The organism is Mucilaginibacter mallensis, from assembly GCF_900105165.1.
Classification (GTDB): Bacteria; Bacteroidota; Bacteroidia; order Sphingobacteriales; family Sphingobacteriaceae; genus Mucilaginibacter; species Mucilaginibacter mallensis.
In genome coordinates this window covers 2,333,024-2,349,719 of record NZ_LT629740.1, presented here as the reverse complement: position 1 = coordinate 2,349,719, position 16,696 = coordinate 2,333,024, and the positions used below count along the sequence as shown (strand labels likewise).

The following is a 16,696-nucleotide window of genomic DNA, read 5'->3' as shown; positions in this document are numbered from 1 at the left end:
CTGTATTACTGGTATAAAAACTACTTTAGTGCCTTAATACAAATAATAAATGCAAGCATATTTGTTAGGGATTGATATAGGCACTGGTAGTACTAAAGCAGTGGCTGTTAGTTTTAGTGGTGAGCCAATTGATGTTTCACAACATTATTATCCGGTTAAGAGCCCTAAGCCTGGTTATAGCGAACAGGATCCAGCATTAATTTTTGAAGCATTTATCAGTTGTATTACTGATACTGTAAAAAAAATTGGGTATCCGCCTTATGCTGTCAGCCTGAGCAGTGCCATGCACAGTGTTATTCCTGTTGATGCTGATGGAAAAGCGCTGGCTGATATGATTACCTGGGCCGATGCCCGCAGCGAGGATATTGCCCAGAAACTAAGAGCTACTGCACAGGGTGAGTTTATTTATAAAACATCGGGCACCCCTATCCACGCCATGACTCCGCTTTGCAAATTGATGTGGCTTCGGGAAAATCAAAATGCGTTATTTATTGCTGCACATAAATTCATTTCAATTAAGGAATATATATGGTATCAACTTTTTAATGAATTCCAGGTTGATTGTTCTATTGCTTCGGCAACAGGCCTGTTTGATATTATAAACCTTAAATGGAACCCGACGGCTTGCGATTTGGTTGGTATTACAGAGGATAAACTTTCGGAACCGGTAAATACAATTTATAAACGTGCTGATTTAAACAAGGGGCTCGCATTATCATTAAAGCTTAATACTGACACTCCATTTATTATTGGCGCCAGCGATGGGTGCTGCGCAAATTTAGGAAGTTTTGTTACTGAACCCGGAACAGCTTCATTAACCATAGGCACCAGCGGCGCTGTGCGTATTACAAGCAAACAACCCGTATATAATTACCCGGCCATGGTGTTTAATTACTTGCTGAAAAAGGAAACCTTTGTTTGCGGTGGTGCAGTAAATAATGGCGGCATAGCATTAAATTGGCTAATAAAAACATTCCTTAATAAACAATTGCCTGGCCACAGCGATTACGATACTGTTTTCAACCAGATTGCAACTATTGAAGCCGGAAGTGATGGCTTAATATTTCTACCTTATCTATATGGCGAAAGAGCACCCCTTTGGGATACCCAAAGCTGTGGCGTATTTTTTAATATTAAACCCCAACATACGCAGGCTCACTTTTTAAGAGCTGGACTTGAAGGTATCTGCTTTGCTTTGTATGATGTGCTCCAAACTGTGGAACAATCAGCGGCTCCAATTGATCAACTAAATATAAGTGGCGGTTTTATTACTTCAACCGTTTGGACACAGATGCTGGCAAATATTACCGGCAAAAAATTAGTAATCGTTCAACAGGAAGACGCATCTGCAATGGGAGCAATATTTCTTGCTATTGATGCACTTAATTTAGATCTGCATATCTCACAAAAACCACCAGTTACTGAAATGAGCCTGATACCCCATCAGCCCACTCATCAAGCCTACAATCAAGGCTTTTCTGCTTTCAAAACCCTGTACCAAAATTTGAAAGAAACGATGCATCTATTGCATAATATGTAATATTTATCATAACAAGAAAATATAATTTTCCCTATAGGAATATCTGCATATTTTTCTCGAAAACGCAAACTTTAATATTATAAATGTCGTATAATTTTCAATTATACAGTATCAAATCGTTAAGTTTAAGGGATTTTTAATGCATAAAAAATATCTTTTGGAGCTAGTAATAAATATTATTTTTTATTTATTATTTAGCCTTATTTGATGACAATAAGTGTATTATTTATTTATTATAATATTTTTTTCATCCAATTTTTTTAATCGGTTTTACAAAAAAGAGCATGGGGATAAAGCTGCATTTTAACAACCATTGTAAAGAGCTTTTGTAATGAAACAATTTCATTCAATATCAAACAATACAAGTTGCCAAACACGGTTTAGCACAGTGCTAAATAATAATTATAAAACTGACTTTCTTCAGCATTCATTATAATATATATGAAGAGTACTTTACTTGGTTTAATTTTTCTCTTTTCATCTTTCTTCGGTTACAGTCAATGTACTTTAAGTGCATCCATTACATCATCAAGCCCTAATCTTTGTCCGGGAAGCAGTGTAATTTTAACCGCTTCAGCATCAGCAGGCACACCACCATATAGCTATATCTGGAGCACAGGTGAAACAACTCCCAATATAACAGTAAACAAGGTTGGCACCTACACGGTTACAGTAACCGATAAAACTTCTGGCTGCCAGCCTGTTGTACAAAAAATAGCCATTACTAATGTCGCAAATCTTAATCCGCCAACTGCACAAAGTGTTACAGTTTGTCGTAATAGCCCCGCAACTTTAACTGCAACAGGGCCCGGTGGTGATTATCAATGGTACGACGCCCCCGTAGGTGGAAACTTCCTGCTAGACGGAAGTACTTATACTACTCAAAATATTACACAATTTGCTGTTTTCTATGTTCAAACAACAATTTCAGGATGTACAAGTGCAAGAACACCAGTATATGTAAACATTGTTAGCAATCCGATAGCTACAGGAGATACCGTATGTTCTGGCAGTACAGCTACATTATCAGCAACCGGTGCCGATAGCTATTCCTGGTATGATGCACCTTCGGGTGGTAATTTGCTAAGTAGTACTTCAACGTATACTACTCCCCCAATTACAAGCAATGTCAATTACTATTTAGTAGGAATTAAAAGCGGCTGTACCAGCTCAACAATTACAGTACCAGCAAGAGTAATCCCCACCCCTCCTACACCTACGGCTGCAAATATTACTATCTGTTCAGGTTCTTCGGCACACTTGCATGCTGATGCATCATCCGGAATATTTGACTGGTTTAATGTACCTACCGGAGGTACATCTTTAATTTCAAGTCCTGACTATACTACGCCTCAATTAACAGCCACAACCACATATTACGTACAAACATCAATAAGTCAATGTGTTAGTGTAAGAACACCTGTAACTGTTACGGTAAACCCCAACCCGGCACCACCAGTTGCACAAACAGATACCATTTGCCCTAACAACAGCATCATGTTAACGGCCAGCACTACACCTTCAGGCACATATCAATGGTATGACGCACCAACTGGTGGTACAATGCTGTCAAGTACGGTAACTTATACCACTCCGCTTCTTACTCATTCAACAACTTATTATGTTCAAAATAGTAATTCATCATGTACAAGTGGCCGTACACCAATAAATGTCGTTATAAACACGCCGCCTAATGCGCCATCAGCTTCGGAACCATTGATATGTGCCGGTTCAACAGCAACGCTAACGGCAACTGCCCCGGGAGGTATATACCAATGGTATGATAGCGCCAGCGGCGGAAAATTATTAGCTACTGATTCCAGTTATACTACACCAGCATTAACTACTACCACCACCTACTATGTACAAACAACAGTAAATGGTTGTGTTAGCCCGCGAAAAGCCGTGAAAGTTACAATACTTGCACCGGTGGCAGGCCCTAAAGCAGCAGGCACATCGGTTTGTTCGGGCAATGCCACATCGCTTACCGCATCGGGATTTAGTAGCTATACATGGTATGATAAAGCAACAGGTGGCAATTATTTATCATCGGGTGCAAATTATATTACGCCCGCATTAACTGCTACTACTACTTTTTATGTAGAAGGTACAACAATAAATGGCTGTGCTACTATACGTACCGCGGTAACAGTTACTGTTGATCCGGCTCCAACTGCCCCTAAAGCGGTAAGCGGCCCGCCAGTATGCCCTGGATCACCACAAACCCTGACAGCAAGCGCAAGCAGTGGTACTTTCCAATGGTATGATGCAGCCAGCAATGGAAATTTATTAGCCACCGGTGCAACTTATACCATACCTTCATTATCGGCAAGTACAACCTATTATGTTGAAAACATATCTCCTACCTCATGTACAAGTCAATTAACATCGGTTATTGCACAGGTGATCTCTATACCAAGCCCGCAATTTCAGTACTCATCAGGTACATTTTGTACCAGTGGCGGCGGGAATCAAACACCTAAAATTAACAACCCGGGTGGAACGTTTAGTGCTATACCTGCCACTTTGATTATTGCCCCTACAACAGGTACCATTAATACTACCTTAAGCCCCCAGGGGAGATACCAGATATTTTATTCAGAAGCTGGTACCTGTACATCAACGTCCAGTACCTTTATCACTATTACTTCAAATCCAAACCCTAAATTTACTTATGATAGCCCCGTTTGCCAGAGTGGCTCTAATCCTATAGCACTTTTCTCAGCCCCCGGCTCAGGGAGCGCAGGAGTATTTACTGCCTCATCTCCAAACCTGGTATTTTTTAATGCTAGTACAGGTGAAGTAGATCTGCAAAAAAGCAAACCGGGAACATATACTATAACCAATACCATATCAAGCGGGTCTTGTCCTACCGTTTCCGATCCGGAAACCTTAATTATTAGCCAGCCGATAATTTTAACTGCCGGCCCAAATCAATCAGTACCGGTTAATACTCCGGTTCAGTTAGCCGGAACTTTAAATGGCCCATCAGGTGTAACAGTAAAATGGACGACTGGCGGCAAAGGCACAATTACCAACCCTACTTCATTGAAAGCCATTTACACACCAAAGGCTGGTGAAACATCTGTAAAACTTACTTTAACCACAAGTAATTCTGAAGCACCCTGTGCTAATAAATCAGCTTCAGTAACCATAACATTCACTACCAGTACAGTACCTAAAGCACCAACTGCTACTACAAGCGTTACAATCTGCCCGGGCACCACCGCCACGTTAACCGCTACCGCTCCGGGTGGGGCTTATGTTTGGTATGCTGCTGCCACAGGCGGAACCCCATTAGCAACAGGAGCCTCATATACAACCCCTGCATTAACAAATCCTGTCACTTATTACGTACAAACAACTGTGGCCGGCTTAACGAGCCCCAGAACAGCAGTAACAGTTAATATTACAGCATTACCTGTTCAACCAGTAGTTGCGGCTATCGGGCCCATATGCAGTAATTCTTCAGCAACACTTACAGCAAGTAGTGCAGGATCGACAGCGGGCAACTATGCATGGTATGATGCACCTGTTGGTGGTAACCTGGTATCGGTAAGTAACCCATTTATAACGCCGCCTTTAACTTCAAATACATCATATTATGTACAAACTACAGGTAATACCTGTACAGATACAAGAACAAAGGTTAATGTTGTAGTTAATCCATTACCGCAGATAACAAGTGCTCCATCAGCTAATATATGCAGCAGCGAACCGCAAGCATATACTATAACCTCAAATATTGCTTCAGCTACCTTTGTATGGAAACGTGCAGCTGTAGCAGGAATAAGTAATCCGGCGGTTTCAGGTAAAACATCATCAAGCATTACTGAAACATTAACAAATACTACCCTATCGCCAATTAAGGTAACCTATTTGATCACTCCATTAGCTAACGGCTGTTCGGGCGCTGCATTTTCTTATGTTGCTACTGTAAACCCCGAACCATTTGTAAAAAGCGCGGCTGTGGCTACAGTATGTTATGGCATTTCCAGCAACTATACCGTTCAATTTAATGACCCTGCTACTACGTATACATGGACACGTGCAGCAGTACCGGGCATAACAAATTCACCGGTATCAGGGCAAACAGGCACTATACAGGAGGTTTTATTCAATAACACAAACGCTCCTATTAACGTAACGTATGTATTTAACTACCATAATTCAACCTGCGACGGTGTATCGTTCAATCTGGTAGTTACTGTTAATCCAGCAGTAACGATAACCAGTCCCAAAACCGGGGTAGCATGTAGCGGCGTACCTCAAAGCTATACTATTACATCAAACATACCATCAGCCACATTTACATGGGCACGTGCAGCAGTGGCTGGTATAAGTAACCCGGCTGTATCAAATCAAACAACATCATCAATTAACGAGGCATTGGTAAATACCAGCAGCGCGCCTATAAAAGTTAACTACATTATTACACCAATGAGTAACGGATGCGTACCATCAACACCATTCATCTATACAGCAACGGTTAATTTTGTACCTGCACCACCTACCTCAGCTACCAGCAACTCGCCGGTATGCTTAAATAGCACTATTCAATTGAGTACCAATCCAGTTCCGGGCGCAAAATACCTATGGACAGGGCCAAACGGCTTTACATCTACCTTACAAAACCCAACAATTGTTTCGGCTGCTAAAAGTGCCAGTGGCGTATATAGCGTATATCTTATTATTGGTGGATGTACAAGCCCGCCAAAAACTGATACAGTACAAGTTGATGATCCGCCTATTGCTACGGCAGGCGTCAGTTTTCCAACTTGCTTAGTGTCACCGTCAGTACCGCTTAATGGTACTATATCCGGGGGCACCAGTACAGGTATTTGGACAACCGCCGGTAGCGGAACGTTTTCACCTGAAGCCGATTCAATAAAAAATTCACATTACATACCTTCAGCCCAAGATATAGCAAACGGCAGTGTAGTGCTTACTTTAGCTTCCACCAGTAAAGATAATTGCGCCATTTCTACATCTTCCCTGACAGTAACATTCACGACATTTTCAGGTGAGAGCGCGGGAGGCAATATAACTGTATGTTCGCAAACTGAAGGCATCCAATTAAAAGGTTCAATAAAAGTTCCGGGAGCATCAGGCACATGGACAGGAGGAACAGGAAAATTTCTTCCAAATGCCACTGCTTTAAATGCTATTTATGTCCCAGGTGCTGATGATATAAAGCAAGGTTCAGTAAAGCTATATCTAACAAATAATTCAAATAGCAAATGTTATCAGCCAACTGATAGCCTGGTTATAACTTTCATGCCGCCACCAACCGTTAATGCCGGAGGCACCAGGTACGTGTTACGCGGCAGCAAAATAACTTTAGAGCCAACGGTAAGTGACCCAACTGTGAAGTATTTATGGACCCCGAAAATAGACATAGACGATAATACTGTAAAGAATCCCGTTATTACAGGAGATCAGGACCTCACCTATACCCTTTTGGTTACTGACACTTTGGGTTGCACCAGTACAAGTTCGGTTAATATTGTGGTATCGCCTCAATTAAACGTACCTAACGCATTCACACCTAATGGAGATGGCATAAATGACCAGTGGAACGTTGTAGGCCTGGTGGCTTATTATAACGCTACTGTTGATGTTTTCAACAGGTATGGCGCAAAGGTATTTCATTCAGTAGGATATAATACACCATGGGATGGCACCTATAATGGTAGCCCATTACCAATGGGTGTATATTATTATGTAATTGATACCAAAGTTAAAAGCCAGGTACTTTCCGGCTCTGTAACTATTGTTAAGTAATAAATTATTGAAATTAGGTATATAGCATGTGTTAAAATGCTATATGCCTAAACAATTATTATCCCGGTAAAATACGGTTGTGCATTTCAGATAATTTACGGTAGGAGCCGTTCCCCAAAAGTCAATTCTTTTAGTCAGAAAGTTAATACCCGGGGCATATTGTTCCCTTTCCGAGTCGTCGAGTACCATAACGCCTGTTGATTTAAGCGCCGATAAATTGTTTATACAGCAATTTACCCGATCTCTGCCGTCAACTATTATCATATCATACTGATTATCGGTTTGAGTTGCATATTTGCAATACGATCCCCCATATACTAATTCGCAATAAGATAATTTAACATTTGAAGGCATTGTGCTTTTTATTTTATCATACCAAAATTCATTATTTTCAACACTGTACACACCGGCAACTTTATCAGCATAATAAAGGGTTGAATTACCGCTCCCAAACTCAAAGATTTCAAAACCGCACTTAAGCCTTTCTTCTATAAATTTAATATAAGGATAGGTAACCCAGGGCAATGGTTTACCCGACTGATCAACAATAGTTCCTGTGCTTAATGAATTGATCCAGCCGATATCATACAAATAACCTCTCTTTTTAAACGCAAGCAATTCTTTCTCTTCCTTATCGCTTAGTAATGCGAGCAGTTTTTCTCTTTTCATAACAGAGGTTAAAATATAATATATCGCTTTCTTCATAGTATTTATTTGCGGTATTTAAAATTCAGATTTTAATCCGGTAAATGTAAGCATTCGTGCAACTTTGCGTTTTCTTGATACAGATCTGTTATAGTTGAATGATTGGCTACAGACGAGATGAATTAGTTACACTAACTTAACTCATTGTTAATGTTTAGTTAACAATCAAATCCAAATTATTATCTAACATTGTAATTAGCTATTAATCATTTAATTATGGAAAATCAAACACAAGATAAAATAATAAGCACAGGAGATGACCAGGAATTAAATTATTGGTCGAAAGAATTTGGAATAGCCAAAGAGGAACTGATCGCCGTATTTAAACAAGGCGGAACTTTCGCTTCAGCGGTAGAAAATTACGTCAAAAACCTCCAGTATTCTTTATAACTGGCCATAGTGTCAAGTCAACAGTATTTAGCTGTAAGTCTAAAGCCAGATTTCGTTCTTTTTGGATTTTGACTCAAGACTTTGGGCTCTCGACTTACGACATTTTATGATTGACGGACATACCTGATATTATTAAAATTTCAAGCAGAATTGCCAAGCTAATTAACCATTCTGCTTAAAATTTTAAAATTAATGCTTCAAAACCAAAAAGATATTCTTGGGCTACCTCCTATTGAACAATTGTATCTGATAACTAAAAGTTGCAGGCTTTGCATATGAGCAATACTGCTCTAATGGCCGTGAGCCGCAATCACACCAATTTTTCATAGCTAATCCGGCTGTCTTACGGATAACATTCAGGTTATTTATTGTATTTTCGTTTATGCATCACCTGGCCATTCAATTAACCATTCTTTTATCGGTCATCCTGTTTATTGTGATGCTGGCTCAAAAAATCAAGATCGCCTACCCTATTTTGTTGGTGTTAGCCGGTTTGCCGCTTGGTTTTGTGCCGGCACTTAGCGGTATAGAGATAAAGCCTGATTTGATATTTGTGATCTTTCTGCCCCCCTTGCTCTATGAGGCAGCCTGGTACACATCATGGAAAGATCTGTGGAAATGGCGAAGGGTTATCATCAGTTTTGCCTTTCCTATAGTGATCATTACCTCATGTGTGGTTGCATTTGTTTCTTCGGCTTTAATACCCGGGTTTACTTTAGCTACAGGCTTTTTGTTGGGAGGGATAATTTCTCCTCCTGATGCGGTTTCTGCTTCGGCCATTTTAAAAAACATCAAAGTTCCAAAACGATTTGTTACTATAGTTGAAGGTGAAAGCCTTATGAACGATGCCTCCAGTTTGGTGATCTTCAGGTTTGCGCTGGCAGCCGTTGCTACTGGTAGCTTTGTTTTTAGCCATGCCGCTACCAGCTTTGTATTGGTAATTGTGATGGGAATATTAATAGGGATTGCCGTTGGGCTGGTATTTTACGCCATCCACAGGTGGCTGCCAACTACCACTAATATTGATATAGTACTAACATTTATTACGCCTTATGCAATGTATATGATAGCTGAGGAATTTAATTTTTCGGGCGTGCTGGCAGTAGTAAGCGGTGGTTTATTCTTATCAATAAGGCGGCATCAGTTTTTGAGCAACCGCAGCCGGTTACAGGGTGTTAACGTATGGGAAGCCGTAGCTTTTGTGCTGAACGGATTTGTGTTTATATTGATAGGCCTTGAACTGCCAGTGATAATTAAGGGGTTAGGCCCTGGTGGTTTGCAACCCGCGATCATATATAGCTTGATAATTACCGGAGTCCTGATCATAACCCGTTTTGCCAGTACGTTTGGCGCAACTGTATTTACCATATTTATGGCCCGCTTTATTACCGTGCAGGACAAGAATCCCGGCTGGAAAGCACCCATATTGCTTGGTTGGACAGGCATGCGTGGTGTAGTATCACTGGCGGCGGCATTGAGCATACCGGTTACACTATCCTCGGGCGCTGCATTCCCTAACCGCGATATGATCCTGTTTATCACTTTTACCGTGATACTTGTTACGCTTGTTTTACAAGGACTTACACTGCCTGCCCTTGTACGGTTGGTTAACATGCCTGATCCGGATTATACCATATCTATGGAACAACAAAAACAGCTGATCCGCAAAAAACTTTCCGGTCTTTCGTTACAAATACTGCAGGAAAAATATGCCGATCAATTAGCCGGGAATGAAATGCTGAAATCCGTTCAGATTAAATTAACCGCGGATATGACCTTGTTAAAGGATTGGGAAAAGGAAGACGGTGTAGCACGTGCCGATGCTTTTTACAAGGATTACCGGAAAATTATGGCTGATATTATGCAGGAACAGCGAAACCTGTTAAAAACTCTGAATAAAAAAGATAATATCAGTGATGAGCTTATCCGCCAGCAATTGGATCTGCTTGATTTGGAAGAAGAAAAAATGAGGCAGCATTTCGCGTATGACGAAGAATGAGCCTCATTTCAAATTCCTGATTTGTGGGTTATTTTGTTATCATCTCCATATTCCCGCCATTCTTAAACAAATCGTGCGATACAAAGTAACCTTTACTCACTCTCCCGTTTACTTTTATGGCTGTTAATACCCTGCCTTTATTTGGTTTGGTAATGGTAAGTACCTTACCGGTACTTGTTTTCCATTTCACATCATCAAAAAGCGGAACGGTAACAATATACTTTGGATCGGTTGCTGAAAATGGATATAAACCTAATGAACTAAACACATACCATGACGACATTTCCCCCGCATCATCCATCCCGCTTAATTCCAGGCCCTGATCACCTATACCATACAGGTTGTTCATAATGTAATCGAGCATTTTCTGCGTCTTTTCAGGCTTGTTAATAAATATATAAGCAAAGGGGGCTTCATGATCCGGTTGATTACCCTGGCAATACTGCCCCACCATGGTTTCCACGTTACGGGCTATATAATTAGGGTTCCATGGCAAAGTAAACAACGAATCGAGCTTGGCTTCAAAGTTTTTGGGGCCGCCATATAACTTAATCAGCCCGGGCATATCATGCGGCGCATAAAAAGACACCTGCCAGGCATTGGCCTCGCGGTACATATATTCATAATACGGATACTGCGGATTAAAGTTTTTAACCCAGTCTCCATTCTCCAACCGGCCACGCATAAACCGGGTCGACGGGTCAAACACGTTTTTATAATTCTTTGACCTCGCCATTAAGATCCGGTAATTAGCTGTATCACCTAATTTTTTGGCTATCTGGGCAACTGAGTAATCATCATAGGCATATTCCAGCGTAGTTGAAACACCTGCTTTACCTTTTGTCTCTACTACCGGACTAGCTACATCCGGGTCAGATATATACCCCTTCTGCATGTATTCGGTAATGTAGGGACGAGTGCCACCAGCTACATTTGCATTTCTTAACAACAGTTTATAGGTGTCCCGGATATCGAAATCATCAATACCCCTTAAATAAGCACCGGCAATAGAGGATGCAGCATGATCGCCATGAAAAAACGTAGGGATAAAGCCGGTTTTATCCCCGATATCCTTCATAGATTTGATCACATCAAGCGTTACTTTTGGCGAGATGATTTCTAACAGTACATCCTTATTTCGATAGGTATCCCATAATGATGGAACGGTGTAATAATTAAAATCGGCTTTAACTACCTGACTTTTTGCATCAGTATATTCTCCATTTACATCACTGCGCAGGGCCGGCCACAAAAATGACCTGTACAGGCAGGAATAGAACATCCGTTTTTGTTTATCTGTTCCACCTTTTACCTGGATTTTTGACAACAAATTCTCCCAGGTGTTAGTAGCTTCATTCCTGATTTCGTCGAAGCTTTTATTACCGATCTCAGCTTCCAAATTTTGTTTAGCGTTTGCAGTGCTAACAAATGACAAGCCTATTTTAAGCTCGACAGGGCCACTGCTGCCATCAGCTAAATGAACCATGGCATAACCATCATGATGCCCTACCGCAACTGTATCAAGCTTAGCTATTTTAGTGTTTAGTTTGGCATAAAAGTAAATGTTCTCTCCATTTTGAAAACCCTCTATCGCATCATCCCCCACTTGTTTAATTGTCCAGTAGCTTACACGGCTATTGGCTTTTGCCAGATCGAAAAGTATTTGCCTGTCGGTATTATTTTTGTATTCGTATTTATGATAGCCGCATCTTAAGGTTGATGTAAGGCTCACATTTACCTTATAATCGTCAAGGTACACCTGGTAAAAACCGGGCGCCGAGCTTTCATTCTTATGACTGAACCTTGAACCAAATTTATTATCTGTCGGACTTGAAACCGGCAGTATAGGTATATTACAAAGGTTCCAATGTCCTTTATTAGTATGTGCAAAGCCATATATAACGGTATCCTCGTATTGATAACCCGCACCTGAGCCAAATGCAGTAATGGGACTTAACTGCACCATGGCATTTGGCATCGAGCTACCGGGAAACACCAATCCCGCCCATGAGCGCCAACCCTCTGGTAATTTATAGCCGAGAATCTTCGGATCATTAAGCGGCGCCGTACCGATGAAGGTATTCACATATTTGGTATAATTGGCTGTTTGCGCATGTACTGGCGTATAAAATGCTTTTAGCAATATTAGTGCTAAACCCAGTGTATATTTTTTTCTTATTTTCATTTTTAATATTGTATTACTTGTGGCAGAGGGATGATCTTACAGACTTAAAGCATATAATACTGCATTTATTGAATATCCGATTCCGCTTTTAGTTTGGCAGCCGCTTCAATCATTATCATACCGCTTAACTGCGTAGTGAGGTCAGTGCTACCTGATGGTTGTTGGGTCCAATCAGGGCTGATCATCAATGATGGCCGTGCAATGCCTTTAATATATAGTGTTTGTGCATTTTTTTGCAGGAAATTCGAATATTTAGTTTTATCAGCAGCATCAAGATCAGTCAATTCAATCAATAATGTCAGGTACCGCACCGCTACCCCCTTAAATAATCCACCATCACCCTGTCCTTCATTTTTTAATATACCACCTACTTCCAGATCCGGATCAGCAACCAGGTTATTTGCTGTGCGGATGGCATCCTGAAGATACATCTGATCTTTTGTGATATTATAAAGTTCAACGGCAGAGCCAATAAATAACCCCTGATTGTAGGTAAACACCCAGTTGTCGATTTTTCCGTCCTGATTACGGTTAATACCATCATAAACTACGCCGGTTGTGGGATCGACTAAAATAGTTTTCATCCAGGTATACAAACTTTTAGCTAAGGTAAGATCATCCTGATTACCTTGTAATTCATAAAAACGGCTGGCTAGTATGGTGGCATTACCTGTAGATGGTATGTTTTTATAATACAATTGCGTTCGTTGCCAGGCTATCCCTCCACCGGCAACATTATTTGATCCGCCTTTTATTTCGGTATATAATAGCTGAGCCGCATTCAAATAATCGGCATCTTTGGTAATATTATAATCGCGCAGGCTCGCATTGGCCAACCAGCCCATATCATCATAAAATTCATTGGGATATGCTCCGCCATTTGCTGCTTTAATGCCGTTAAGCAGCGTTTTCATACGCTGTGAATAATTGGTGCTGCTGGTTCTCAAATATGCATCGGTTAATACATCAAGCATATGCGCATTAGGCCAGTAATTGAAGGTATTATTACCGCTATTGTTCTGAATAAAGTAATTACGGTCGGCTGATATGAAAGTCACATATGTTTGGCTTTGCAATGAATCGGCCAATGCTGCATAATTATAAACAACAGCGTGTTGTTTTGTTGTATCTACAGGGATGGTTCCTCCTCCGCCCGAATCACTTTTTTTTGAGCAGGAGCTCAAAGCCACCAAAATACAAATGATTTGAACAGGCTTGAAGCTTTTAAATTTATTTGTTTTCATAAGATAGAAATTAACGGGTAAAGGGTTACAGCTAACGCCGCAACCCTTTTTATTATTAATGAAGGCTAATTGTGTTATTGTAGTTTGGTAAGCCCGGACTAAAGTTCACGTTTACATTCACGTTTTTATTATTGTCTGCAGGCAGTATCTTAAAACAAAAATTAAACTGTGAATTATCAACCAGGTACATATACCAGTATGATGCCGGCGTAGTTGAACTTGGGTCAGGATTATCTGAATTGATGCTTCCATACCATTCAGTTGATTGTACCCCAGCGGAGTTCATAATTGTAAACTGATATTTATACCTGCTATCGGCTCCATATGATTCCTGCGGAATAACCAGGGGCCAGTTATCCAGTTCCCACTGGCTATTGCCAATATAAGGTAGTGTAAACCAGATCTTCCCGTCGGGTGCCGACCAGAAGCCAACAGATACAATTTGAGTAAGCGTTGCAGCAGCATTGGTTAGATCGATAGAAATCCTGTACACAGCTTTGTTGCCTGTTACAGTGGTACTACCATTCAACACAACATTTATATTGTTTTGTATGGAGTAAGTGGTTGGCGTGCCTGTGGTTTTATCAATCATACTATAAGTACCTGCCTGTAATGATGTATACAATTCAAATACACCATCTCCTGTTTTCTTGAATGCAATAGCTTTTGATGCATTGGTACCATGCTCTGTAGCTGACCCGGTTAGGTAAAGCGAATCGGGCAGGACAGCAAAACCTGCCGGACGGGTGAGCTGCAGCGTGTGGCTGGTGGTGCTAAGTTTAGCGTTTGTTGCTTTAGAAACAATAACAGTCCACTTTAATGAGCCGGTAGTTGAGGCGGCTATGCCTGCCATTGATGCAATCGCATTTAATTGCTTTTGTGTGATGGTTGCCTGAGCCTGAACACCGGATCCATCAGAAAGCACTTTATAAACCGGATTGCTGAAATCACCACCGGCTTTATCAAAAGCTACTTCATACAATACCAAATCCTGGGTAGTGCTGGCATTCCAGTTAAATACTATACTTGGCCCAGTTGTCGGTTGCAGGTTAATACTTGCATTGTCGGTAGGTGCATTAAGCGTAGTTACCGGGGCTACTGTAAGGTCGAGCGCCCTTGTATCTTTTTTGCAGGAAGTAAAAGCTATAATGGTTATCATAACCATAAAGCTCATTTTTATTAATGTCTTCATTTTTTTCGATTTTATAGGTTATGAATTAATAGCCGGGATTTTGGGTTAAATTTTTATCAAGATTTAACTCCGACTGCGGTATAGGCCACAGGTAATTCTTTGTAGCATCAAAGTGGCGCAATTGCACCCTTATATATCCATTATCAACAGTTGGATCGCCATACCTGGCACCATGCGCATAACCATTAAGCACTGTTTCAGAAAGTTTCCACCTGCGGATATCCTCAGTTCTCAAACCCTCCATTGCCAGCTCAGTGCGCCTTTCACGCATAATGATATTGGTCATATCTGAATTTCCTGGATAGTTCAATGCATTAGGATCGGTAAAACCAGCCCTTTGGCGTAATGCCATGATAGTTTTATTCCAAACATCGGCATTCATTTGCCCAAGGCTGTTTTCAGCTTCGGCATAATCCAATAAAACTTCGGCCCATCTTATCATTTGCAGATTCAAGCCGGAAACAAATCCCGGCAGGTGATTAGGGTCGAAATATTTCCGCCAGTAGTATCCTGACTGTGAAACCGCTTCGTTCCCCGGTGCATATTCATTAAGCGGCGGTTTATTCGGATCTGTTCCTGGCTTTATGTAGATGATCTGTGTGGTGCCATCGGGATTTAACCATTTATACTGATCGTATACAATGGTAGCGGTAAGTCTTGGGTCGCGGTTTACATAAGGATTGTTTTGATCATAGCCTGATGTAGGGTCGGTAATAGGTTTTCCGTTGGTCATGATATAATCATTCACCAGCTCCTGTGTTGGTGCGAGACTATTTACTCGGGCACCCGTTGATATCGGCGCAAAATCAAAATCCTCAGACCATGCCCTGCCTGTTGTACCCGATGAATACTGTAAGGCGAGCATAGTTTCAGTATTTGTTTTGTTCACCGTTGCATCACTAAATAAAGCACCATAATTGCTGGCTAATGAGTAGTTTCCATAGGTAGATGGGTTATTCATTAGTTTTTCGCAAATGGTTACTACGTCCTGCATGCGGTTACCTTCATATAACAGTACTCGGGCCTCCAATGCCAGCGCAGCACCATTGGTTATCCTGCCATTATCAGCAGCAGCATATTGGTCTTTTGATGGTAAACCGGCAGCACATGCTTCCAGCTCACTGGTTACAAAACTTAGTACGGTAGCTCTCGGGCTCCTGCCAATCACTTTAGCCTGGTCTGGTGTTATAACACTGGTGATCAGCGGTACATCACCCCACCATCTCATTAAATTAAAATAATCCCATGCCCTTATAAAGCGCACCTCACATTTCATACGGGCAATTACATCGGCACCTAAGGTTTTATTCTGATCAACATAGGCCAAAAACAGGTTGCATGAGTTTATGGCCGAATAATAATACTTCCAATCATTAATAAATTTGGCTGTTGATGCGTTAAAACTTCCGGTAGCTATAGGGTCGTTACCACTGCCATATGCATTGTCAGACATATCATCATTATAAAAATAAAGATTGCTGTTATACATCAGGCTGTAGTTATTATTTAACGCGTTATTTACGTTTATGCTGGTAGTCCAAAAGTCCTGATCGGTAAACTTATTTGTAGGCACCAGGTCAAGCTTTTTGCAACTGCTGACAGCTATGATAGCCAACGTTGCAATGAATAATTTTTTAAAATATTTCATGGTATGTTA

At 40.9% G+C, this 16,696-nt stretch carries 9 protein-coding genes; 4 read left to right on the top strand and 5 right to left on the bottom strand.

Translation table 11 applies throughout. The features are described 5' to 3' along the window. Window positions 1-49 precede the first annotated feature (49 nt). Complete coding sequence (locus BLU33_RS09605; protein ID WP_091371666.1) at window positions 50-1,540, top strand: gluconokinase; 1,491 nt, start codon at window positions 50-52, stop codon at window positions 1,538-1,540. A gap of 441 nt (window positions 1,541-1,981) precedes the next feature. Further along, window positions 1,982-7,324 (top strand): Ig-like domain-containing protein, encoded by a 5,343-nt coding sequence (locus tag BLU33_RS09600; RefSeq protein WP_091371665.1) that lies wholly within the window; start codon window positions 1,982-1,984, stop codon window positions 7,322-7,324. Between the two features lie 39 nt (window positions 7,325-7,363). On the opposite strand, the gene BLU33_RS09595 is transcribed toward BLU33_RS09600, so the two are convergent. Further along, a complete protein-coding gene (locus BLU33_RS09595; protein WP_091380379.1) occupies window positions 7,364-7,993 on the bottom strand; it encodes a hypothetical protein in 630 nt (209 codons plus the stop codon). A gap of 252 nt (window positions 7,994-8,245) precedes the next feature. On the opposite strand from BLU33_RS09595, the gene BLU33_RS09590 reads away from it, so the two are divergent. Continuing rightward, complete coding sequence (locus BLU33_RS09590) at window positions 8,246-8,419, top strand: DUF3606 domain-containing protein (protein WP_091371663.1); 174 nt, start codon at window positions 8,246-8,248, stop codon at window positions 8,417-8,419. Window positions 8,420-8,801: 382 nt separating this feature from the next. Continuing rightward, on the top strand, window positions 8,802-10,418 hold the full coding sequence (locus tag BLU33_RS09585) for a Na+/H+ antiporter (protein ID WP_091371661.1): 1,617 nt from the start codon (window positions 8,802-8,804) through the stop codon (window positions 10,416-10,418). A gap of 28 nt (window positions 10,419-10,446) precedes the next feature. Here BLU33_RS09585 and BLU33_RS09580 read toward each other — a convergent pair whose 3' ends face one another. The 4 genes from BLU33_RS09580 to BLU33_RS09565 form a co-directional block, all read right to left on the bottom strand. Then, on the bottom strand, window positions 10,447-12,603 hold the full coding sequence (locus BLU33_RS09580; protein ID WP_091371659.1) for a GH92 family glycosyl hydrolase: 2,157 nt from the start codon (window positions 12,601-12,603) through the stop codon (window positions 10,447-10,449). Between the two features lie 65 nt (window positions 12,604-12,668). Continuing rightward, entirely contained in the window at window positions 12,669-13,847 is a 1,179-nt protein-coding gene (locus tag BLU33_RS09575; RefSeq protein ID WP_091371657.1) for a glycoside hydrolase family 76 protein, read from the bottom strand. A 55-nt stretch (window positions 13,848-13,902) separates the two neighbouring features. Beyond that, the gene (locus BLU33_RS09570; protein WP_091371655.1) at window positions 13,903-15,039 is read right to left on the bottom strand and encodes a SusE domain-containing protein; all 1,137 of its coding nucleotides are present in this window, start codon (window positions 15,037-15,039) and stop codon (window positions 13,903-13,905) included. A gap of 25 nt (window positions 15,040-15,064) precedes the next feature. Continuing rightward, window positions 15,065-16,687: a RagB/SusD family nutrient uptake outer membrane protein gene (locus BLU33_RS09565; RefSeq protein WP_091371653.1), complete on the bottom strand. Its 1,623-nt coding sequence runs from the start codon at window positions 16,685-16,687 to the stop codon at window positions 15,065-15,067. Between the last annotated feature and the right edge of the window lie 9 nt (window positions 16,688-16,696).